This window comes from Pedobacter sp. GW456-11-11-14-TSB4 (assembly GCF_059424425.1).
In genome coordinates this window covers 120,073-142,957 of sequence record NZ_JBWKZK010000005.1, presented here as the reverse complement: position 1 = coordinate 142,957, position 22,885 = coordinate 120,073, and the positions used below count along the sequence as shown (strand labels likewise).

Annotated in this window: 17 protein-coding genes; 10 read left to right on the top strand and 7 right to left on the bottom strand. The window is 34.0% G+C overall.

The features are described 5' to 3' along the window. Positions 1-142: 142 nt before the first annotated feature. Together sucC and AC07XU_RS16440 are read left to right on the top strand one after the other, a co-directional pair. Positions 143-1,336: an ADP-forming succinate--CoA ligase subunit beta gene (sucC, locus tag AC07XU_RS16445; RefSeq protein ID WP_494944725.1), complete on the top strand. Its 1,194-nt coding sequence runs from the start codon at positions 143-145 to the stop codon at positions 1,334-1,336. Positions 1,337-2,078: 742 nt separating this feature from the next. Beyond that, a complete protein-coding gene (locus AC07XU_RS16440; protein WP_494944724.1) occupies positions 2,079-3,278 on the top strand; it encodes a GAF domain-containing sensor histidine kinase in 1,200 nt (399 codons plus the stop codon). On the opposite strand, the gene AC07XU_RS16435 is transcribed toward AC07XU_RS16440, so the two are convergent. Further along, complete coding sequence (locus AC07XU_RS16435) at positions 3,268-4,131, bottom strand: sensor histidine kinase (protein ID WP_494944723.1); 864 nt, start codon at positions 4,129-4,131, stop codon at positions 3,268-3,270. The two genes, AC07XU_RS16440 and AC07XU_RS16435, sit on opposite strands and share 11 nt — an antisense overlap. Positions 4,132-4,156: 25 nt before the next feature. Here AC07XU_RS16435 and AC07XU_RS16430 point away from each other — a divergent pair, with 25 nt between their 5' ends. Together AC07XU_RS16430 and asnS are read left to right on the top strand one after the other, a co-directional pair. Beyond that, a complete protein-coding gene (locus AC07XU_RS16430) occupies positions 4,157-4,321 on the top strand; it encodes a hypothetical protein (protein WP_494944722.1) in 165 nt (54 codons plus the stop codon). 428 nt (positions 4,322-4,749) lie between these two features. Next, on the top strand, positions 4,750-6,186 hold the full coding sequence (gene asnS / locus AC07XU_RS16425; RefSeq protein WP_494944721.1) for an asparagine--tRNA ligase: 1,437 nt from the start codon (positions 4,750-4,752) through the stop codon (positions 6,184-6,186). A 452-nt stretch (positions 6,187-6,638) separates the two neighbouring features. On the opposite strand, the gene AC07XU_RS16420 is transcribed toward asnS, so the two are convergent. Continuing rightward, on the bottom strand, positions 6,639-7,793 hold the full coding sequence (locus AC07XU_RS16420; RefSeq protein ID WP_494944720.1) for a redoxin domain-containing protein: 1,155 nt from the start codon (positions 7,791-7,793) through the stop codon (positions 6,639-6,641). Then, positions 7,786-9,426 carry an FMN-binding glutamate synthase family protein gene (locus tag AC07XU_RS16415; RefSeq protein ID WP_494944719.1) on the bottom strand — a complete coding sequence of 547 codons (1,641 nt, stop codon included), beginning with the start codon at positions 9,424-9,426 and terminating at the stop codon, positions 7,786-7,788. Before AC07XU_RS16415 ends, AC07XU_RS16420 begins: the two co-directional genes overlap by 8 nt. A gap of 145 nt (positions 9,427-9,571) precedes the next feature. On the opposite strand from AC07XU_RS16415, the gene AC07XU_RS16410 reads away from it, so the two are divergent. From AC07XU_RS16410 to map, 5 genes are all read left to right on the top strand, one after another. Next, complete coding sequence (locus tag AC07XU_RS16410; protein WP_494944718.1) at positions 9,572-10,192, top strand: L-threonylcarbamoyladenylate synthase; 621 nt, start codon at positions 9,572-9,574, stop codon at positions 10,190-10,192. A gap of 175 nt (positions 10,193-10,367) precedes the next feature. Further along, positions 10,368-14,528, top strand: coding sequence for a T9SS type B sorting domain-containing protein (locus AC07XU_RS16405; protein WP_494944717.1), 4,161 nt, complete (start codon positions 10,368-10,370; stop codon positions 14,526-14,528). Positions 14,529-14,544: 16 nt separating this feature from the next. Then, positions 14,545-15,468, top strand: coding sequence for a PorP/SprF family type IX secretion system membrane protein (locus AC07XU_RS16400; RefSeq protein ID WP_494944716.1), 924 nt, complete (start codon positions 14,545-14,547; stop codon positions 15,466-15,468). Between the two features lie 150 nt (positions 15,469-15,618). Then, positions 15,619-16,815, top strand: coding sequence for a Na+/H+ antiporter NhaA (nhaA, locus tag AC07XU_RS16395; protein ID WP_494944715.1), 1,197 nt, complete (start codon positions 15,619-15,621; stop codon positions 16,813-16,815). A 10-nt stretch (positions 16,816-16,825) separates the two neighbouring features. After that, positions 16,826-17,590, top strand: coding sequence for a type I methionyl aminopeptidase (gene map / locus AC07XU_RS16390; RefSeq protein WP_494944714.1), 765 nt, complete (start codon positions 16,826-16,828; stop codon positions 17,588-17,590). Positions 17,591-17,659: 69 nt separating this feature from the next. On the opposite strand, the gene trpA is transcribed toward map, so the two are convergent. The 4 genes from trpA to trpD all read right to left on the bottom strand — a co-directional run bounded on the left by trpA (position 17,660) and on the right by trpD (position 21,490). Further along, a complete protein-coding gene (gene trpA, locus AC07XU_RS16385; RefSeq protein WP_494944713.1) occupies positions 17,660-18,430 on the bottom strand; it encodes a tryptophan synthase subunit alpha in 771 nt (256 codons plus the stop codon). Positions 18,431-18,514: 84 nt separating this feature from the next. Next, positions 18,515-19,696: a tryptophan synthase subunit beta gene (trpB, locus tag AC07XU_RS16380; protein WP_494944712.1), complete on the bottom strand. Its 1,182-nt coding sequence runs from the start codon at positions 19,694-19,696 to the stop codon at positions 18,515-18,517. Positions 19,697-19,804: 108 nt separating this feature from the next. Then, the gene (locus AC07XU_RS16375; RefSeq protein WP_494944711.1) at positions 19,805-20,428 is read right to left on the bottom strand and encodes a phosphoribosylanthranilate isomerase; all 624 of its coding nucleotides are present in this window, start codon (positions 20,426-20,428) and stop codon (positions 19,805-19,807) included. Between the two features lie 72 nt (positions 20,429-20,500). Then, entirely contained in the window at positions 20,501-21,490 is a 990-nt protein-coding gene (gene trpD, locus AC07XU_RS16370; protein WP_494944710.1) for an anthranilate phosphoribosyltransferase, read from the bottom strand. 662 nt (positions 21,491-22,152) lie between these two features. Between trpD and AC07XU_RS16365 the strand changes: the two genes are divergently transcribed. After that, a complete protein-coding gene (locus AC07XU_RS16365) occupies positions 22,153-22,719 on the top strand; it encodes a DUF4377 domain-containing protein (protein ID WP_494944709.1) in 567 nt (188 codons plus the stop codon). Positions 22,720-22,885: the final 166 nt, after the last annotated feature.

The window sequence follows — 22,885 nt, the reverse complement described above, 5'->3', positions numbered from 1 at the left end:
ACATTGCTTTTCAAAAAAATACTGTCTATTTAAGCAACAATTTTGTGCGATAGGCGCATATCGCAAACTGTTTGCATTTTAATTGATTTTTGGCTTTGTATAAAGGTTTTGAAATTGTAGATTTGAGCAAATTTTTGAACAGATGAATATCCACGAATATCAAGGTAAACAAATTTTAAAGAGTTTTGGCGTTGCCATACAAGAAGGCATTGTAGCTGAAACTGTTGACCAAGCTGTAGAAGCTGCTAAGCAAATGAAAACCGACTATAACTCTGATTGGGTTGTGATTAAAGCACAAATACATGCAGGTGGTAGAGGTAAAGGCGGCGGTGTAAAGCTGGCTAAAAACTTAGATGAGGTTAAACAACGTGCTACCGATATTTTAGGTATGCAATTGGTTACGCCACAAACTGGTGCAGAAGGCAAAAAGGTAAATAAAATTTTAGTAGCTCAGGATGTTTATTATCCAGGTGCTTCTGAAACTAAAGAATTTTATGTTTCTGTTTTGTTAAACCGTGCTAATGGTACTAACATTATTATGTACAGTACTGAAGGTGGTATGGATATCGAAGAAGTTGCAGAACATACGCCACACTTAATTTTTAAAGAAGAAATTGATCCTAAAGTTGGTTTACAAGGTTTCCAAGCTCGTAAAATTGCTTTTAACTTAGGTTTAAGCGGTGGTGCACATAAAGAGATGGTTAAATTTATAACTGCCCTTTATAAAGCTTATGATTCTACAGACTCTTCAATGTTTGAGATTAACCCTGTATTAAAAACAAGCGACGATAAAATTATTGCTGTTGATGCGAAGGTAGATTTAGATGAGAATGCATTGTTCCGTCATCCAGATTATGCAGCAATGCGTGATAAATTAGAGGAAGATCCAACTGATGTTGAAGCTAGCGAAAGTAACTTAAACTATGTTAAACTTGATGGTAATGTTGGCTGTATGGTTAACGGTGCTGGTTTAGCAATGGCTACAATGGATATTATTAAAATTGCTGGTGGTGAGCCAGCTAACTTCTTAGACGTTGGTGGAACAGCAAATGCAACAACTGTTAAGGCTGGTTTTAATATCATTTTAAAAGATCCTAATGTAAAAGCAATTTTCATCAATATTTTTGGTGGTATTGTTCGTTGCGATAGAGTTGCACAAGGTGTTATTGATGCTTACAAAGAAATTGGTGATGTGCCAGTTCCTATTATTTGTCGTTTACAAGGTACAAATGCAGTTGAGGCAAAACAGTTAATTGACGATTCGGGCTTAAAAGTTTATTCAGCAATTGCTTTAAAAGAAGCTGCAGATTTAGTTACTAAAGTTTTAGCTAGCTAGTCGGAAAGTTTTTAGTCCGCGAGTCGGAAAGATATAATTTAAAACCAGTTGATTAATCAGCTGGTTTTTTTTTTGTTTTAGCATTTAGGAATTACAGATAGTTGAGATGATTTCTTTGTTAACCTGATTTATTAAAATCATTAGTTTGAAGCTGTTATTTTTTTAAGGAATATTTATTTTAATTTTTAATAACCTTTTAAACATTATCATTAACGTTAAAATCGATTCTAGATTGAATCGAAAAGACCAGTCGAAAATCGAACTGGTCTTTTACTATAGTTTGGTTGGTTGTTAGTTCAGTGTTAATGTTCAATTGTAAAATATTTAATGAAAAAGCTCTGGCCATCCAACCAGAGCTTTTATCAAACCAAATATAAATGTACTTTTTTGTATGAACACAACAAATATAAACACAATTTTTTAATAATTGTAAAATATTTTAATAAAATTAACTTAAATGTTTATTTATTTCTAAATTTTTGAACAAATGTTATGTAAAAATCAATTTTTAGGAAAAATATAAGTATTTACACCCAGTAAATGCGGGTAAATTTGAATTTCAATTAAATTTTTTCTAAATATTATCCAATAAGTTAAATTTTATCACACCTAAAAGATAAATAATTGGATATTTTATCTATAAATACAAAAAATGTATACTTTTTTGTTTATTATTTGAATTTTTATCTAAAATTTTATTTCTCTGATTTACACTATATTTGCAATTACAAAAAAATAATTGATGAATAATTTTCAGATCCCTAAATCACTAATTCCAGATAATGATGCAGAGCGAATTAAAAAGCTGCGTTCTTATGATATTTTAGATACACCTGAAGAGGACACATTCAATAAGATAGCTATTTTAGCTGCTCAAATATTTAACACTCCCATAGCTCAAGTTACTTTTGTTGATGAGGAACGTGTTTTTTTTAAAACAAATATTAGTCCGCTTGCCGCAACCGAGATTAGTAGAAATGACAGCTTCTGTTCCATTGCAATATTAAATGAAAATGTAACCTTATTTAGCAACATTTTAGAAGTGCCAGAATTACAAACTAACCCTTTTGTAACTATGGAAAATGGAGTAAGATTTTACGCTGGCGCACCTCTTAAAACAACCGAAGGCTTGCAATTAGGCACTGTTTGCGTTTTAGATGTTGAACCTAAAGAAGTTACCGACCAACAATTAAAAATGCTCGAAACGCTTTCTGCTATTGCAATGGATGAGCTTGAATTAAGATTGGCAACTCGTAAGGCAATGCGAACTCAAACCGACATGATGAACAGAATTGTTCACGACTTAAAAAATCCAAACACAACTATTTCTCTTTCTGCAGAGCTAATTAAAAAGAAAGCAAATGATCCGAAAGTTGTGGTAGATTTTGCCGATAGAATTAAAAGATCTGCAACGAGTGTTTTAAACAGCCTAAACAACTTATTAGATCTTTCGCAAAGTGAAAATGCAAGCTTTAGATTAAACGCAGAAGAAATTGATATTTTACATATTTTGGAGCAAGCTAAAAACAATTTTGAGTTAATTGCAGCTCAAAAGCAGCAAATAGTAAATATCAATTGCAACTGTTCATCGTTAATTTTTGCCGATAGCGTAAGATTACAAGATGCCTTTGAAAATTTGTTAAGCAATGCATTAAAATATGCTTATGCCAATACAACTGTCAATATTAATGTATCAACGGTAGATAATGATCTTTTGATAGAATTTAAAGACGAAGGCCAAGGTTTATTACCCGAAGAAATGAGTAAATTATTTACAAAGTTTGCCAAACTTAGCGCTATCCCTACAGGCAAAGAGCATTCTAATGGCTTAGGACTTTCTATAGTTAAAATGCTAATAGAATTGCACCATGGCAAAGTGTGGGCAGAAAGTGAAGGAAAAAACAAAGGAGCATCATTTTTTATTGCGCTACCTATACACTAATCGCCAAGTTAAAAGACAAATAAAAAGCAGAGCCTTGTTGAGGTTTACTATCAAACCAAATTTCACCACCTTGAAGTTCGGTAAATTCCTTGCACAACATTAAACCCAAACCTATGCCTCTCTCATTATTGGTACCGTAAGTAGACGAGGCTTTTAACTTAAATAGCTTTTGTTGTTGAGCCTCATCAATACCCAACCCTGTATCTTTAATAATGATTAAGCACTTCTTATCTTCTACTTTAATATTAACTGTAACATGGCCATCTTTAGGCGTAAATTTAATGGCGTTATTTACTAAATTTCTCATCACCAGCTCGAACATATTTTGATCTGCCATTATTTCAATACCAGCATCACAACTTATATCAAGTTCTACTCCTTTTCGGTTAGCATTATTATGTTCAATGTTTAAACCACTAGCTAAGGTCTGTTTTATGTTTACAGGAACGAGCTCTGCATGTGAGCCTTCTAACTGCGTTTTAGACCACGATAAGACATTTGTTAGCATAGTAGATGTATTCCTCGTAATTTCTAGCAGTTGTTGTTTTAAAACCAAGCGCTCCTCATTGTCTAAATCTGCATCTGCTAAAAGTTCTAAATAACCTTGTATTGAATTTAACGGTGTTTTAATATCATGCGTAACTATAGAAAAAAGCTTATCTTTTTCTATAGAGAGTTTTTCTAACTCTTCATTTTGTTGGAGAATTTTTTTACTCTGTTCTTCTAATGCAATGGTTTTATTAAGAGCCAAACTCCTTTCATATTCATAATTTTTTCTGATGTAGCTTATAGCAAAGTAGGTTATTAAGGTAACTACGAAATAGGTAATACCAAAATCAATCGCCTTACTCAAATTATTAATATAAACATCTGGAGCTATGTTAGGAAACAAATATTCTACAACAAGTATGGATAAAACCAATAACAGATTGAGAGGTATCCAAATTTTAAATTGTTTTTTTGGTATAATGGCTATCACAAGCAAAAAAGCCAAAGAGAATAGCAATAAATTCGGACCAAAAATACCAGAGTTAAAAAAATAATTTATAGCAAAAGTTACATTACATGCAGTTGAAAATAATATTATGCCTAACAAAGATTTCCTCTTGAAGCGGGAAATATAAAATAGCGAAGCTGATATAAATATGCCGCATGCACACAGTATAGTTGGAACCTTTAATCCAATGAAATAATTAAAAGGAACTTCAAAACACATGGTGATGAAAGCTATAATACAAAAAGTATTAAAAATTCTTTCTTCTAACGAGAATAACCTCGGGTCACCAATTAGCTTTTTACCATTCGGGATTTTTTTGAAAGAGAACAAATTGCAAACGTGATTTAGGGATACAACAAACTTAAGATTATTAACCCTAAAGAAAAAAAGGAATTTGCTAAAACTTAAAAATAAAACAAATACCAAATTTTAGCTTTAAATACTTATTTTTGACGCCCTTATAGAGCTAAAAGCATGATACAAAGAGAAAAAATTAAAGACCTGCTGAATTCTACGGCATTTGATACAGAAGTAAAAGTGATGGGTTGGGTACGTACGTTTCGTAACAACCAATTCATAGCCTTAAATGATGGATCTTGCATGGGCAATATTCAAATTGTAGTAGATTTTGCCAATACACCAGAAGAATTATTAAAAAGAATAACTACTGGAGCTGCAATTTCTGTTCATGGAACTTTAGTAGAGTCTTTAGGAAAAGGGCAAAAAGTTGACATCAAGGCGAGGACTATAGAAATATTAGGAGATAGCAATGCAGAAGAATACCCACTTCAACCTAAAAAGCATAGTTTAGAATTTTTACGCGAAAAGGCACATTTACGTTTCCGTACCAATACTTTTAATGCAGTTTTTAAAGTTCGTCATGCTTTAGCATTTGCCATACATCAATTTTACAACGAACGTGGGTTTGTTTACATGCACACGCCTGTAATTACCGCAAGTGATGCAGAAGGTGCCGGAGAAATGTTTAAGGTTACAACATTAGATTTTGATAAAACACCTCGTACTGATGATGGAAAAGTAGACTTTTCTGAAGATTTTTTTGGCCGTGCTACCAACTTAACCGTTTCTGGACAGTTAGAGGGCGAATTAGCAGCGATGGCCTTTGGTCAAATTTATACTTTCGGACCAACTTTTAGAGCAGAGAACTCCAACACCACTCGTCACTTGGCAGAGTTTTGGATGATTGAACCTGAGGTTGCGTTTGCAGACTTAGAAAACAACATGCAACTGGCCGAAGACATGATGAAATATGTAATTAGCTATGCGCTTGAAAATTGCAAAGACGAAATTGCATTTTTAAATGATCGTTTGTTAGACGAAGAAAAAACTAAACCGCAGCAAGAACGTAGCGAATTATCATTAACTGAAAAACTAAATTTCTGTTTAGCTAATGAGTTTGAGCGCTTAACTTATACGGAAGCAATCCAGATTTTAAAACATAGCAAACCAAATCAGAAAAAGCAGTTTAAATACTTAATTGACGAGTGGGGAGCTGATTTACAAAGTGAACATGAGCGTTATTTGGTAGAAAAACACTTTAAAAAACCGGTGATTTTAACTGATTACCCTAAAGACATCAAATCGTTTTACATGCGCATGAACGATGATGGCAAAACAGTAGCTGCAATGGATATTCTTTTCCCAGGTATTGGCGAAATGATTGGCGGTTCTCAACGTGAAGAGCGTATGGATATGTTAACTAAACGTATGGAAGAAATGCATATTCCGCGAGAAGAATTGTGGTGGTATCTAGATACACGTCGTTTTGGTTCTGCACCACATGCAGGTTTTGGCTTAGGTTTCGAGCGTTTAGTTTTGTTCGTAACAGGAATGACAAATATTAGAGATGTAATTGCATTTCCTCGTTTTCCAAAAAGCGCTGAGTTTTAATCTAGTCCGAAAGTCGGGAAGACAGGAAGTTAGAAAGATATAATTACAAGCAAGTCGCTTAGCAGAAATGTTGAGCGACTTTTTTATTTCAGAATATGTAATTTGTCAATCTTTCACAGATTGACAAAGTTTGATAAAGATTTAAAAAGTTTTTTTTTCGAAAAGCAATTACCGTAAAAATATTAATGCTAATCGGGCTATCCACTACAATCTTTTTGTTTTAGCGTCATTTCGAACGCCGGAAGAAATCTGCAAGATAGCAGCTAACTAATAGATACCTCAATCGTGCCTCATTTCGGTATGACGAAAAAAGAAAAACAAAAAGGATTTACGTTGCTATCCCGTTTATAAAATTCAGGCATCTGCTCCTATTTAAAGTTGTATAACGCTAAATAATCAAGCTTAAACAATTAGATCAGTTTTTAATGGTCACAACATCAAAATTTATGATGCTAATTACCTTTAAAAATCTTTCCGAGTTCGGTAGTTAAAGCTGTACCTCTTAAATCCTTAGCTATAATTTTACCCGATGGATCAATTAAAAAACTAGCTGGAATACTCCTAACTCCATAAATTTTAGCTGCTTCATTTTCCCAACCTCTTAAGTCTGATACTTGAGGCCAAATTAGTTGGTCATTTTTTATAGCATTAACCCACTTTTGATGATCGCCCGGGGTATCTAAAGAAATACCAAATATTTCAAACCCCTTATCTTTAAATTGCTGATAAGTTTTTACCAAATTAGGATTTTCTTCTCTACAAGGTCCGCACCAACTCGCCCAAAAATCTATCAATACATATTTGCCTTTATAATCACTTAATTTTAAAGGCTTCCCCTCTGGATTATTTTGTACAATATCTACGGCCATTGCACCTATTTTTGTATTCTTACTTGAAGAAATAGAAGCTGGGATACCTCTACCAATTGGACTCGATTTAAATTTATCAGGCATCGATTTATACAATTGCTCTACATCATTAGCCATTTCTGGCTGTGCCGCAACATGTGCTAAACTTATCAAGCCAGCATAAGTACTTTTGTATTTTTTGGCAAATTCTAAATGAACTAAATATGACTCTTTTAAATAAACTGCCTCTCTTGCAATAAAACCCGCTAACACCAACGAGTCATTTTGTTTATCTTTAGGCAACTTATTGTATTCATCTCTCAAATTAGCAAAATCAGCATTATTCTTCTTTAACATGAGTTTTAAATCATCATATGCCATGTTTTCTAAAGAATTTTTTATTACTGATTTCTTAAGCGAATCGATCGCTGCCAGCTTCATATTTTCTGGCGCCAAGTAAAACATTAAATAATCTAAATTCTCTCCTTTAGCTAATTTATTTACGTAAGGGTTTTTATTTAAAAATAATCTTGCAGCGGTAGGATACTCCAAAGATCCCTTAAAACTAAAACTTCCATTTTTAATTAATGTAGAATCGGTTATTTGCTGATCACCATTTGGGTAAACCAAATAGATTTTATCCCCATCCTTAAGTCCATTAATTTTTCCATCAACAACATAATTTTGTTGTGCACCAGCTATCGTTGGAAACAGCAAACAAAGGACTAAAATTAAATTGAAACTAATTATTCTATTCATGATATGAGGTTACTTTTTGAAAATCTACCGAAGAAACTCTATAATCTGTTGGCGCAAAACTTTCTGCTGTGCTCAATGCCATCACCAATTCATATTGTGATGGATATGGGGTTTGCAATAAACTTCCCTCAGGTATGTAAGGAAAAGTTTCCATGTACGATTGCATTGAACTAGGACTGATCCTTCTGTTGATATATGCTCTAGTTAACTCATACGGATGACGCAAACCTGCAGCACCTAAAAGTTCAACAGCGCTTTGTACCGTTAAACGATGAAAATTAAAAACTCGAACCGTTTTATCTTCAACAACCAAACCTTTCATTAAACTAGGGTCTTGTGTTGCTACACCGGTAGGACAAGCATTACTATTACACAATAGCGCTTGTAAACAACCCAAAGCGAACATCATACCACGAGCCGAATAACACAAATCTGCTCCTAAAGCTATATTTTTTACCAAATCAAAACCTGATGATATTTTACCAGAAGCAATAATTTTAATGTGTTTTTTCAATCCGAAGCCGGTTAAAATATCAAAAACAAATGCAACACCTTCTCTTAATGGCATACCTACTGCATTAGAAAACTCTTGTGGAGCTGCACCAGTTCCGCCTTCACCCCCATCAACAGTAATGAAATCAACATAAACTCCGGTTTCTATCATCGCTTTGCAAATGGCTAAAAATTCCGTTCTACGACCAATACACAATTTAATACCTACTGGTTTACCACCTGATAAACTTCTAAGTTGCTGTACAAACTGAATTAATTCTTTTGGATTTGAAAAGGCAGAGTGTGCAGGAGGTGAGTTTACATCAAAACCTTCTTTTACTAACCTAATTCTAGCTACTTCTGGCGTTACTTTAGCAGCTGGCAACATACCTCCATGGCCAGGTTTAGCACCTTGAGACAATTTTATTTCAATCATTTTAACCTGATCTCTTGATGATCTTTCTGCAAATGCATCTGGATTAAAAGTTCCATCAGCATTTCTACATCCAAAATAACCAGTACCAATCTGCCAAATTAAATCTCCACCAGGTTGTGTATGATAATCACTTATACCACCCTCACCTGTGTTGTGTGCAAAACCACCCATTTTGGCTCCTCCATTTAGTGCCAAAACTGCGTTCTGACTGAGCGAACCAAAACTCATTGCTGATATGTTATAAATACTGGCATTGTAGGGCTGTTCACAACCTGGTCCGCCAACCATTACTTTCGGATTAATATCTAACTCGTGGTGACTTATTGCAGCAATAGAATGACTTAGCCACTCATAACCATTTTCATAAACATCTAATTGTGTTCCAAATGGGATTGTATCATTATCTGTTTTAGCACGTTGATAAATCAATGATCTGTTAAGACGACTGAATGGCTTTCCGTTGGTATCACTTTCGATAAAATATTGATAAATCTTTGGCCTCAATTCTTCCATGAAATACCTCAGTCGCCCAAAAACGGGATAGTTTCTCATGATACTTCTTTTAGGTTGATATAAATCATAAATACCCAAAATCACAAATGGTCCTGTGAATAGAAATGTCCACCATAAAAACGGATGGTAAAGCCCTAACATAATGGTAAACGCTACTAAAAATGCGGCAATAGCTACAAATGCTTTTCTCATAATTTTTTTAAATTGGAGGATTACCCAAAATAGTGATAAATTAAAAATAAACAAAACAAGAAAGTAAGAAGTCTGAAATTACTATCCCATTTCCATTAAGTGACGGATAATAAACAACTGGGCATTTATTTTGTTATTTTTGAGTATGCTAATTAAGATATATCCAGAAAACCCAAATCCGAGGGCAGTTGAGCAAGTTGTAGAAGTTTTAAAAAAAGGTGGTATTATCATTTATCCCACAGATACCGTTTATGGATTGGGCTGTGATATAACCAACCAAAAAGCAATTGAAAAAATTTGTAGGATAAGGGGAATAAAGCCAGAGAAGGCTAATTTTTCATTTATTTGTTCTGATTTAAGGCACATTTCTGATTTTATAAAACCAATAGATACTACTGTTTTTAGGGTATTAAAAAAAGCTTTACCAGGTTCTTTTACTTTTATTTTTAACGCGAACAATAATGTTCCTAAACTATTAAGCTCCAATAAAAAAACAGTAGGTATTCGTGTACCAGATAATGATATTGCCAGAGCAATTGTAGAAGCTTTAGGAAATCCAATACTATCAACATCAATTAAAGATGATGATGAATTAATTGAGTATTCTACCGATCCTGAATTGATTTATGAAAAATACCAAGAACAAGTAGATTTAGTTATTGATGGAGGTTATGGCGACAATGAACCATCAACAGTAATTGATTGTACCACTGGTGATTTTGAGATTATTAGAGAAGGAAAAGGCAATATTGAAGACTATTTGTAAATCGAAAAGTTCTTAACAAAAACAAAAAATTTGCGAACATTTTTATATAGCAAAATTAATTAACGTTAAAATTAACAGAAAATTACTTTTAGTTTTCCACAAACATCATACTTAACAACAAGTTAACATGTAAAATAAAGTTTATCATCTACATTTGTTAAATAAACAAATTAATATGAAGAAACTTTTACTATTTAATTTTTTGGTATGCTTCTTAATTTTTGCTCAAACTTCATTTGGGCAAAACTTTATCGCAACTTATAATTTCGTTGGTTCTACAGCCTCATCTGGCAAAACAGATCCAACCCCTGTGCCAACAGCTACAGGAGTTACATTCAGTTCATTTTCTGCAAGTACGGCTTTGCCAACAAACCCAAATGCAGCAGGAAGATTTTCGTTCACAAATCAACCTGTTGGTGCCACAAATGGCTCTGATACTTTTACAGGAGTAGCAGATTTAAGCAAGTATTTTGAGGTAACAATAACACCAGCATCTGGTTTTTCAATAGATTTATCGAATATTAAATTTCTTGTTCAGCGTTCAGGAACTGGCATAAGACAATATTCTGTGAGATCTAGCAGAGATGGTTATGCAGCTAATTTGTCGGCTTCAATTGCACCAGCAAACGCTGATCTTCAAGTTGTGGCTACAAACATTTTTCAAATTGTTGATGCATCTACTTCAGCAGAGGCTGGAAGTACTGTTACCTTAACTGGCTTTACAGCAATTAATACTCCTGTTACTTTTAGATTTTATGGCTTTAACGCTGAAGCTACAGGTGGTACTTTTAGCATTGATGACGTTGTAATTACGGGAACAGCAAATGCAGGAGGTGACACAACTCCACCAACCTTTACTGCAACTTTCCCGAAAACAAGCAATGTTAGCACTAATGCATTTACTTTAACAAGTAATATAAATGAAATAGGCACAACATATTTTGTTATTGTAGCTGATGGGGCAACAGCACCTACTGCTGCACAAATTAAAGCTGGAAACAATGCAGCTAATTCTTCTGCTCTTTTTGCAGGTAATTTCGCTAACTTAACTGCAAATGCAGATTATTCAATTAACGTTAACGGTTTAGCGCAAAACACTAATTATGATGTCTATGTAGTTGCACAAGACGGTATCCCAAATTTACAAACAAATGCAACCAAATTAGATTTATTAACTACAAATGTAGCTACTCCAGTAATTAATACAACACCAACTGCAATTAATTTTGCTGGTTTTACTGCTCAGAATAAAACATCAAATGCACAGAGCTTTACAATTTCTGGTGCTGATTTGCAGGGCAATGTGCAGATTGCGTTAACGGGTAATTTCTTATTATCTAAAACGCTAAATGGCACTTACTCAAATAGCAACCTAACTTTCTTACAAAATGAATTTGCTGGTGGGGCTAACCAAACCGTATATGTTAAATTCAATCCGCTTGCAAATATTGGTATCCAAACTGGCACAATAACTTTAACTAGTACTAGTGCAGTTACTAAAACGATAAATTTATCTGCAACTGCAATTAACCCTTACATTCAAGATTTTAATAATCCTAATTTCTTAAGCAATTCTGGTTGGAGCCAAGTAAGTGTTAGCGGTGGCTTAAACAGTTGGATTTATACTTCTACAGCACCCAACTCTGCACCTGGAGCAGCCGTAATGAATGGTTTTTCTGACACCAACACACCTAGTAATGACTGGTTAATTTCGCCAGCAATGGATTTAACTGGCTTTAATGGTTTTGCAACATTGCAGTTTTTTAGTCGTGAGTTTTTTGCTGGACCAGATTTAAAGCTAATGGTATCCACCACCTATAACGGTTCTGGAGTTATTAATATGGCAGATTGGACTGAGATAAATGGAAGTTTCCCTAGTAACACCGGAGTTTGGCAATTATCTGATAATATCAATTTAAACAATTATAAATCTGTCAATACCTATATCGCATTTGTTTATCAAACCACAGCTGGAGGAACAAATAATTCATCAGAGTGGAAAGTAGATGATTATAAAGTTGAAAATAAAGCCTCTTATCTTTCTGTATTAGATCAAACATTTAGCTATGCAGAAACTACTATCGGTAACAGCTCTACAAGTACAAATTTTGTATTAGCAGCTGGCGGGTATGGTGATATTACCGTAACTGCACCTAGTAATTATCAGGTATCTTTAAATAATACTACATTTAGCAATAGTGTAATTGTTCCTCAAGCAGATGCCTTAACAGGAAAAACAATATTTGTGCGCTTTACGCCTACTACTAAAGCCATTGTATTAACAGGCAAATTAACTTTTACAGGCACCGCACTTAGTACCAGCTTGATTAGCTTAACTGGCAGTTCGATATTAAGATCCGAAACTTTTGATATCGCTGCATACAATGTTGAATTTTTTGGTACAGACGTGAGAGATGCTTCCAATGTAGAATTCGGCCCAACCAATGATGCATTGCAGATTACAAACGTAACTACCGTATTGCAAAAGCTCAACCTAGATGTAATTGCTGTTGAAGAAGTATCAGATTTACCTTCATTTAACCAATTAGTAGCCAACCTACCTGGTTATGCTGGTACGCTTTCAAGTAGATATTCTTATTCATTTGATCCAGCTGACCCTAACTTTCCTCCGCAACAAATAGGATTTATTTATAATACTGCAACAGTTACAAAAGTTAGCGAAGAGCCATTATTTGTAACTCAATTTGATGCAGCTAGAGCCGGAAATAATAGCATTTTCCCTAACTACCCTACTGGTTCTGGTGCTTCGTTTTGGTCATCTGGGCGTTTACCTTTCTTAACCACATTTACCTCAAACATTGCAGGTAATCCACAAACTTATAGAGTTGTGGTTATTCATGGTAAATCTGCTGGTACAACTGCAGATCATAACCGTAGAGTATATGACAATAAAGTTTTGTACGATTATTTAAATGCAACTTATCCAAATGATAAAATTATCATTTTGGGTGATTTTAACGACCAAGTTGTAGGATCCATTAGTTCAAGCCCTACATCAAGCTATAATGTGTTCGTATCAGATGTAGCAAAATACACCGCCTTAACACAAACGATTAGTCAAGTACCTGGTGCTGGTACTTTTATTGGCGGCAATACACCTAGTTTTATAGATCATATCATCATTTCTAATGAACTAAACAACAGTTACATCAGCAATTCTATTACAGTTGAAGATCCAAGGTCATATATTTCATCTTATTCAACTACAACTTCAGATCACTTACCTATTTACGCTCGTTTTTCTATTCCGCCATTGCCTACTGCAACCATAGCTGGAAATGCAAGTGTTTTAGTTGGTGCCAACTCTCCAAATGTTACTTTTACTGGTGCTAGCGGAACCGCTCCCTACACTTTTACTTATAAATTAAATAACGGCAATAACCAAACCATCACTACAACAACTGGCAACTCCGTTACTTTAGCCGTACCAACTACAATTGCAGGTACATTTGTTTATAGCTTAGTTAGCGTAGCTGATGTAAATGGCAATCAATTACAAACTGGTACAGTAACAGTAAAGGTCAATCCATTAGCTACTGGTACAATTTCAGGAAATAGCAGTGTTTGTATCAACTCAGCATCTCAGAACGTTACATTTACTGGTGTTGTAGGCACTGCACCATTTACATTTACCTATACCGTTAATGGAGGCGCAAACAGAACAATTACCACTACTTCAGGTAATACTGTAACCATTGCACAACCAAGCAATGTTGCAGGTTCTTTTGTTTATACTTTGGTTCGCGTAGCGGATGTTAATGGTTCTCAATTGCAAAACGGAACAGCAACAGTTACCATAAATTCACTTCCTGTTGTAAATATTAACAGTAACAATATTACCTCAGTTTCTAAAGGTACAAGTGTGGTACTTTCTGCAAGTGGCGGAGTAGCTTATAATTGGCTACCAAATACAGATATTGTTAGCGGACAAACATCAGCTACTTTAACTGTTAGACCTAAACAGACCACAACCTACACAGTTACCGTTACAAATGCATCTGGCTGTACTGCAAGTCAATCAATTACTATTCAAGTAGAAGATGATTATAAAGTAAAACCAATAAATATTTTAACACCTAACGGCGATGGCAAAAATGATAGGTTTGTAATCGAAAATATAGATTACTATCCGAACAATACTTTAACGGTATTTGATAGAGCAGGACGATCGGTTTATACAAAAAAGGGTTATGCCAATGAATGGGATGGTACGTTAAACGGAAGCGCATTAGCATCCGACACGTATTATTACATCCTTGATTTTGGACCAAACCTTGGTCAATTTAAAGGCTATATTACATTAATTAGAAACTAAATTGTATTTACAGATCATGAAGATTAACTTTAAAAAATATCAATTCCTTAGCAATACAAATTTATTTTCATTGCTAATTATAGCGCTTATATCTATTTCATCTATTGATATAAAAGCGCAATTAAATCCATTAAGTTCACAATATTTCCTAAATCAATATCAGGTTAATCCCGCATATGCGGGATTAAATGATGGTTTAAATGTGAACTTAAACTATCGAAAACAGTGGAGCAACATACCTGGCTCACCAAGTACACAAAACTTAACTGCCGACTATAAAATAAATAAAGTTGGTTTAGGTGTTAATGTTTACAACGAAAAGGCAGGTTCACTTCAACGCACTAAAGCCATGGTAAGTTATGCCTATCATCTTCAACTAAATAACGATAATCAAAAGTTAAATTTTGGAGCATCGGTTGGTTTGCTTAATGAAAGAGTAGATTTTAGTGGCGTTAATGGAGACATTACAGATCCTTCATTAAGTCAGTTTAATAACAAAGGATCTCTATTTGATGGCGACTTTGGTATTGCCTATACCAGCAATACTTTAAATATTGAAGGCGCCATACCAAATATTAGAAGTTTTATTAAACAAGAAGAGGACAATAACGTAGATCGTTCTCAGTTTTATGCTGCCGCGAGTTATAAAATTACAAGTGGTACAGGTGCTAACTCAGTATTGATAGAGCCTAAAGTTGCTTTTAGAGGGATAAAAGGTTATGATAATATTTTCGATGCAGGCGCAAATGTAACTTTTGCCGAAAAATTATTTTTGATGGGCATGTACCACAGCACCAACAGCGCATCATTTGGGGCTGGTATCAATTACAAAAACTCATTAACTTTCATGGGTTTTTATACCACTGAAACCTCAGCTTTGCAAAGTTCTGCAAATGGCGCATTCGAAATTAGCGTAAAAGCAACTCTATTTGGCAAATAAGTAAAAACAAAACTTACAAAGTCACTTTATGAAAATGAAGTGGCTTTGTATTTGTTTAAAAGTTAAATACATCTAAATTTATACCGTCATTTTTACTAATAAACCATGGTTTTTAAGGTTAAATTGCTTTAAAAAACTTATTTTTGGAACATGTCGAAAAGAATTAACCTTAGCGTTTTTAGAAAGTTTTTCCACTCGGGCAAAGTTGGTGGAATAATATTATTAGTTTGCGTAATTATTTCTTTAGCTATAGCAAATTCTGGATTGGCTACTTCATTTGCAAATTTCTTAGCAACTCCATTTGGTTTTACAAATAATGTAATCGATTTAACTTACACCACATCTGCATGGGTTAACGATGGCTTAATGGCGATATTTTTCTTATTGGTTGGTTTGGAGATTAAACGTGAACTTATTGAAGGTGAATTATCAAATCTAAAGAAAGCATCTTTGCCAGTATTGGCAGCAATTGGAGGAATGATTGTACCAGCTTTAATCTATTTTTTCTTTAATAAAAACGAAACTACCTCTTCTGGTTGGGGCATACCAATGGCAACAGATATCGCTTTTGCATTGGCAATCATCGCCCTGTTGGGCAAAAATGTACCTGCATCCCTTAAAATATTTTTAGCTGCTTTAGCTATTGTTGATGATTTGGGTGCGATATTGGTCATAGCCATTTTTTATACCAACCAAATACATTGGATGTATTTACTGATTGCAGCAACAATTTTTGGCTTATTACTTTTGCTAAACTATTTTAAAGTAACATCGCTTTGGTTTTACTTAATACCAGGTTTATTCTTATGGTATTTTGTTCATCACTCTGGTATACATGCCACTATTGCCGGTGTGCTTTTGGCATTTACTATTCCAACTAATAATACAGCTATAGAATCTCCGCTCGAAAAATTAGAACATTTTCTTTCTGTACCTGTTAACTTTTTAATTATGCCAATTTTTGCTTTAGCAAACACCAATATCACTTTTGAAAAAGGAATGTTAGCAGGCTTAAATTCTCCATTGGGTTATGGTATTATCATCGGTTTATTTGTAGGAAAAACCATTGGGGTTACTTTTTTCTCCTGGTTTGCTGTTAAAATTAAATTAGCTAAACTTCCATCAGGTGCTAGTTGGAAACATATAATGGGAGTTGGCATGTTGGCAGGTATTGGCTTTACCATGTCGATTTTTATTGCACTACTATCATTTTCAGATCCTTTTCATATCACCGAAGCAAAATTTGCTATCCTTTGTGCCTCTATAATTGCAGGTGTAGTTGGTTTTGTATTTTTAAAATCGATAAAATTCAAAGCCAAAAAAAGTTTGGTACAACAGCCTATTTAATAAGTGCATAATGTCTATAACAAAAGAAGAAGAATTAATAGGAATGCAAAAAGCTAGTGAAGCTGTTGCATTTACCTTAAAAGAAATGAGAAACTTCGCCAAAGCAGGTATTTCAACTAAAGCATTAGATGATTTTGGCGCATCGATATTAGCTGACTTCGGTGCCAAATCGGCTCCATTTTTAACGTACAATTTTCCGGGATATACTTGCATCAGCATAAATAATGAATTTTGCCATGGTATTCCTTCAGCAAAAAACATTCTTAAAGAAGGTGATTTGATAAACATTGATGTTTCAGCAGAGCTAAATGGCTTTTGGTCTGACAATGGGGGTTCATTTGTAATTGGAAATGACATTAATCATCATCAAAAACTAATTGATGCTTCGAAATACATTCTTCAAAAAGCCATAAATAACATAAAAGGCGGTGTTAAAATTCAAGATATTGGACATTTAATTGAAACTGAAGCCAAGAAAAATGGATATCGCGTAATTAAAAACTTAACCGGACATGGCGTTGGTAGAAGCTTACACGAAGCACCAAGCGAAATTGCAAATTACAGAGATAGGTATAACCAAACTAGGTTCAAGAAAAACTCTGTAGTGGCTGTAGAAACCTTTATCTCTACAAAATCTACCTATGCAGAAACATTAGCAGATGGCTGGACAATGGTTGGAGATAAAGGTGGTTTTATGGCTCAGCATGAGCATACCATTGTAGTTACTGATGGTAAACCGATCATTTTAACGGAGATGAATGATATTTGGAACTAACATTCTAATTTAAATTTACCACATAGACACATATGATCAAATGTGTCTATGTGGTTAGCTAGAAACAGCTTACCTAAACTGCTGCATAAAAGCACTTACATTTTCTTCTATTTCGCCTTCGGCGGATAATGCTTTTACAAAAGCACTACCAATTATAGCACCGCTTGCATATTCATTTGCCGAATCAAAAGTCTGCCTATCAGATATTCCAAAACCAATCATTAAAGGATTGTTCAAATTCATAGCTTGAATACGGGCAAAGTAAGTTCTTGCAGCTGTAGAAACGTCTAAATTTTTTCCAGTGGTTGCCGCTGATGATAAAAGGTAAATAAATGCATTGCTTAACCCATCAATTTTGCGGATACGCTCTTCTGAAGTTTGTGGTGTTACCAAAAATATATTGCTAATTCCATTCTCTTCGAAACAATTGCGGTACATTTCTTCATACTCGTACATCGGCAAATCTGGGATAATACAACCATCAACACCTACTTCTCTGCACGCTTTGCAAAAATTATCTACCCCATATTGTAAAACTGGGTTAACATAACCCATCAATAAAATTGGAATGGTAATCGTTTTACGTAGGTCTTTTAATTGATCAAACAAAATCTGCAACGTCATGCCTTGATCTAAAGATTGTTTGCTACTTGCTTGAATAATTGGTCCATCAGCAACAGGATCTGAATAAGGAAACCCAATCTCTAAAAAATCTGCCCCAGATTTTTCTAAAGCCTCAGCAATTTTAAGTGTATCTGGCAAATTAGGATAACCAGCTGTATAATAGATAGAAAGAATATCTTTCTTTTTATGTTGAAATAGTTGTTGTAAACGGTTCATATTTTGAGATGTGAGAGATGAGATGTGAGATGTGAGATGTCTAAACCTTATAGGTCTAAAAATCTCAAATCTAACTTCTCCAATCTAAAGATTAAAGTGTTTCATATAAGTTTCCATGTCTTTGTCTCCCCTACCGGATAAACAAATCACTACGTTTTCATCGCCTTTAAAGCTCATATATTCTAAATGTGCAATGGCATGAGCACTTTCTATTGCAGGGATAATGCCTTCTAATTGCGTAAGTAGCAAACCAGCATTTAGCGATTCTTCATCGGTAATGGATACATATTCGCAACGACCAGTTTTAAACAAATGCGCATGTTGAGGCCCAATACCAGGATAGTCTAAACCAGCAGAAACAGAATGTGGCTCTACCACTTGTCCGTCTGGCGTTTGCATCAAAATACTTCTACTACCATGTAAAACACCCTCTTTGCCTAAATAAGTTGTAGCAGCCGAGTATCCGGAACTAACACCCATACCTGCAGCCTCAATAGCAATCAATTTTACATTTTCATCATTTATAAAATGATAAAACATACCTGCTGCATTACTACCACCACCTACACAAGCCAAAACGTAATCTGGCTCTTCTTTACCTGTCTGTGTTAATAGTTGTTTTTTAGTTTCCTCAGAAATTACCGATTGGAAAATAGAAACCATATCTGGATAAGGATGTGGCCCAACAACAGAACCAATGATGTAATGCGTATTAACCGGATTATTGATCCAATCTCTCATTGCTTCGTTTGTAGCATCTTTTAAAGTTTTACTACCAGATGTTGCTGGAACAACGGTTGCTCCCAACATTTTCATACGAGCAACATTTGGTGCTTGTCGTTTGATATCAACCTCACCCATATAAACCACACACTCTAAACCACGCAAAGCACAAACGGTAGCTGTTGCTACTCCATGCTGACCAGCACCTGTTTCAGCAATAATTCTTTTTTTACCTAGCTTTTCTGCCAATAAAATTTGCCCGATGGTATTGTTAATTTTATGTGCTCCGGTATGGTTTAAATCTTCGCGTTTGAGAAAGATATTAGCACCATATTTTTGAGACAATCGCTTTGCTAAATACAATGGCGAAGGACGACCCACGTAATCTTTAAGCAAAGCCCTAAACTCTTCTTGAAAGCTCGGCTCGTTAATAATACCAAGATATTGCTGTCTCAACTCCTCCACATTTGGATATAACATTTCAGGAATGTAAGCTCCGCCAAAATCTCCGTAATAACCTTTTTCGTTTACAAAATAGCTCATAATTTTATTTTTACACGTCATTTCGAGCGAGCATAGCGATGAGAAATCTGTTTGTTTTGCCCTCAATAAAGAACAGATATCTCCTCGTACCTCGTTCGATATGACGAATTATTTCATCTCTTTAAAAAATTCTTTTAACCTCACAACATCTTTTAAACCTGGTTCTAATTCAAATTTGCTGTTTACATCTATCGCGTACAAACGCGGATCAATAATTTCTTTTATTACTGATGTATGCATTAAATCAATGCCACCACTTAAAAAATAAGGTTTGTTGTATGTATAATTTTGTAGCAAGTCCCAATCAAAAACCTTACCTGAACCTCCATGTGCTGGTGTTTGTGTATCAAACAAAAAATAATCAACTACGTTTAAATAACCTGATAATTTTTCGAAATCGAAATTCTCATCTACACCAAATGCCTTAATTATTTCTGCACCTGATGATTTTAAATCTTCACAATAATCTGCAGTTTCATTACCATGTAACTGTACTGCTTTTAAATTGTACTTAATGATATGTTGTTTTACTAATTGCACATCTTCATTTACAAAAACACCTGTTGTTTTAATGGTTGGTGGTACATATTTAATCAACTCTGCCGAAACCTCAGTAATAAAACGTGGCGACTTTTGGTAAAAAATAAAACCTAAATAATCAGGTTGCAATTCTGCCACGGCAGCAATGTTTGCTGCTTGCTTCATTCCACATACTTTTATTTTCAATTTCATATTTTTTTAACATTAAGAAATTAAGATTATTAAGCCTGAAACTTTATTTTTCTTAATCACTTAATGTTTTAATTAAACAGTTACCAATTTTTTAAAACTCGCTAGTGCCTTTTTCTGCATTAATGCCTCCTCGGCTTCATAATAACAATCTGCGAAAGAAGAGCCATCTTTAATAGTTTGTATAGCTAAAGCAGCATTACACAACACCACATTGGTTTGTGCATCTGTTCCTTCTCCATTTAAAATATCAACAAAAATTTTCGCTGATGACTCTACTGTATCTCCACCTTGAATTTCTTTTTCAGTAATTTCATCAAAGCCTAAATCGCTAATTTTGTTTAATGCTTCGCCTTTTTTACTAAAAGTTTTAAAGTCACAAGTCATAGATACTTCGTCAAAGCCATCAACAGCATGTATTATGGTATAATTTTTATCTGTCTGTTGGTATAAATAAGCATACAAACGAGCCAATTCTAAGCTAAAAACTCCAACAATTTGGTTTTTCGGCTGTGCCGGGTTTACCATTGGGCCTAGCATATTAAAAAAGGTTTTTACACCTAATTCCTTTCTTATTGGAGCAACAGTTTTCATCGCCGGGTTAAATAATGGCGCATGTAAAAAACAAATACCTGCCTCAGCTAAGCTTCGTTTCAATTTGCTTTCGTCATTTGTAAAAGTATAACCTAAATACTCCATCACATTTGATGAACCGCAGCCAGAAGAAACTCCGTAATTACCATGTTTAGCAACTTTATAACCAGCTCCAGCAACCACAAATGAGGCTAATGTCGAAATGTTAAAAGTGTCTTTTCCATCTCCACCAGTACCACAAAGATCAACCAATTCAAATTCAGTTAAGTCAATTTTAAGACATAAATCTAACATCGCATCGCGAAAACCTTGCAATTCTTCTACTGTGATATTTCGCATACCGAAGGCGGTAATAAAGGCTGCAATTTGAGATGTATTAAATTCTCCTAAAGCGATAGAAGTAAGTATTCGCCGTGCTTCGTCTTTACTAAATGTTTTATTTTCGAACAGGTGGTTAAGTATTTTTTTCATGGTTTTAAAACAAAAAAGGTTGCTTTTTTACGAGCAACCCTTTATATATTTTTTTTAAAAAATAAACGTACAACAAGGATTACATCACGCCAATGCGTTATGCCACCACCAGTTTGTATTTACGTTTACTTGTATCATTCTGTTGGCAAATATGTGATTGTTTTTGGTTAATTGCAAAAAGTTTTGCAATTATTTACGTTTAACTTCTGTCATTAATTCTTTAAAAGCAATTAAACGTTGTTCATCTTCGTCAATATCTCTCACCTACTTAACTTTTTTACTTTCCAGATTGAATTTTTTTGAAATGTAAAATACGTAGCTAAATCCAAAACAAAATTTTTACGCAAAAAATTTAAAATTATTTACAGCATTGTAGCGTTTGCTGAATTTCTAACGTTATAATAATTGAACTAAAAATTTAACCAAAGAAAAATTGAGCTTTGCAAAGTTCAATGCATATGGTATAATATTTGACTGTTTTTAAAATAGCTTTATAAAAAAGTAATTTTTATGGATTATGTGCTAAAAATGCAACAATTATACGTTGTTGGTATGAAAATTAATCCATGTAAAAATTTTATAACTTAAAACTATATTAATAGTTATTATAAAACCTAAAATATATATTTGTTACTAATCATTAACCCTTTTAACAATCTCAAATGCTAAAAATCATCAAAAACCTAAAAACTTTAATTGCAATATTAACTATTGCAACTGTATCACTATCATGCGAAAAAATTGAAGAACCAATTAAATTTAGGGTTAATCAATTTAAGCAAACCGCAGTTGGTGTATCGCCTATAATGACCCTGTCTGTACAACAAGGAAGCCAAATTGGAACTAACAATTGGTCGCCACTTTATAATGACATAGTTGGTTTTACATATGAACCCGGCTATATTTATGAGCTATTGGTTACAGAAACAGATGTGTTAAATCCACCAGCAGACGGAAGTTCTAAAGCTTACAGATTAAAGCAAATTTTATCCAAAACTAAAGTTGCTACGAATGACGCATTTACATTAAACCTAAAGCTAAACGATACGGTTTTCGTTAAAGGAGATGTAAATACTGGCTACAATATTTTAGAAGAGGTAAAGATTGATTGCGGCAATTTGTGCAATGAATTTAATTTGGCTTTGCAATCTAATGCGACAAACCTTAAAGGTAATTTTGTATTAAATGACGACGGATCAATTAAGTTAATAGAAATTACCTCCTTTTAATTTCAAATTAACTAAAACAATACTTTACAAAGAATGTTCATTTAATGAATTGTATAATTCAATAGGATAAATTCTTTTTCTATCGGATGATGTAAAAGACTTTAATAAACATCTACCAATGTTTAACGAAACCCTTGTCAATTGGCAAGGGTTTTTTATTTTATCA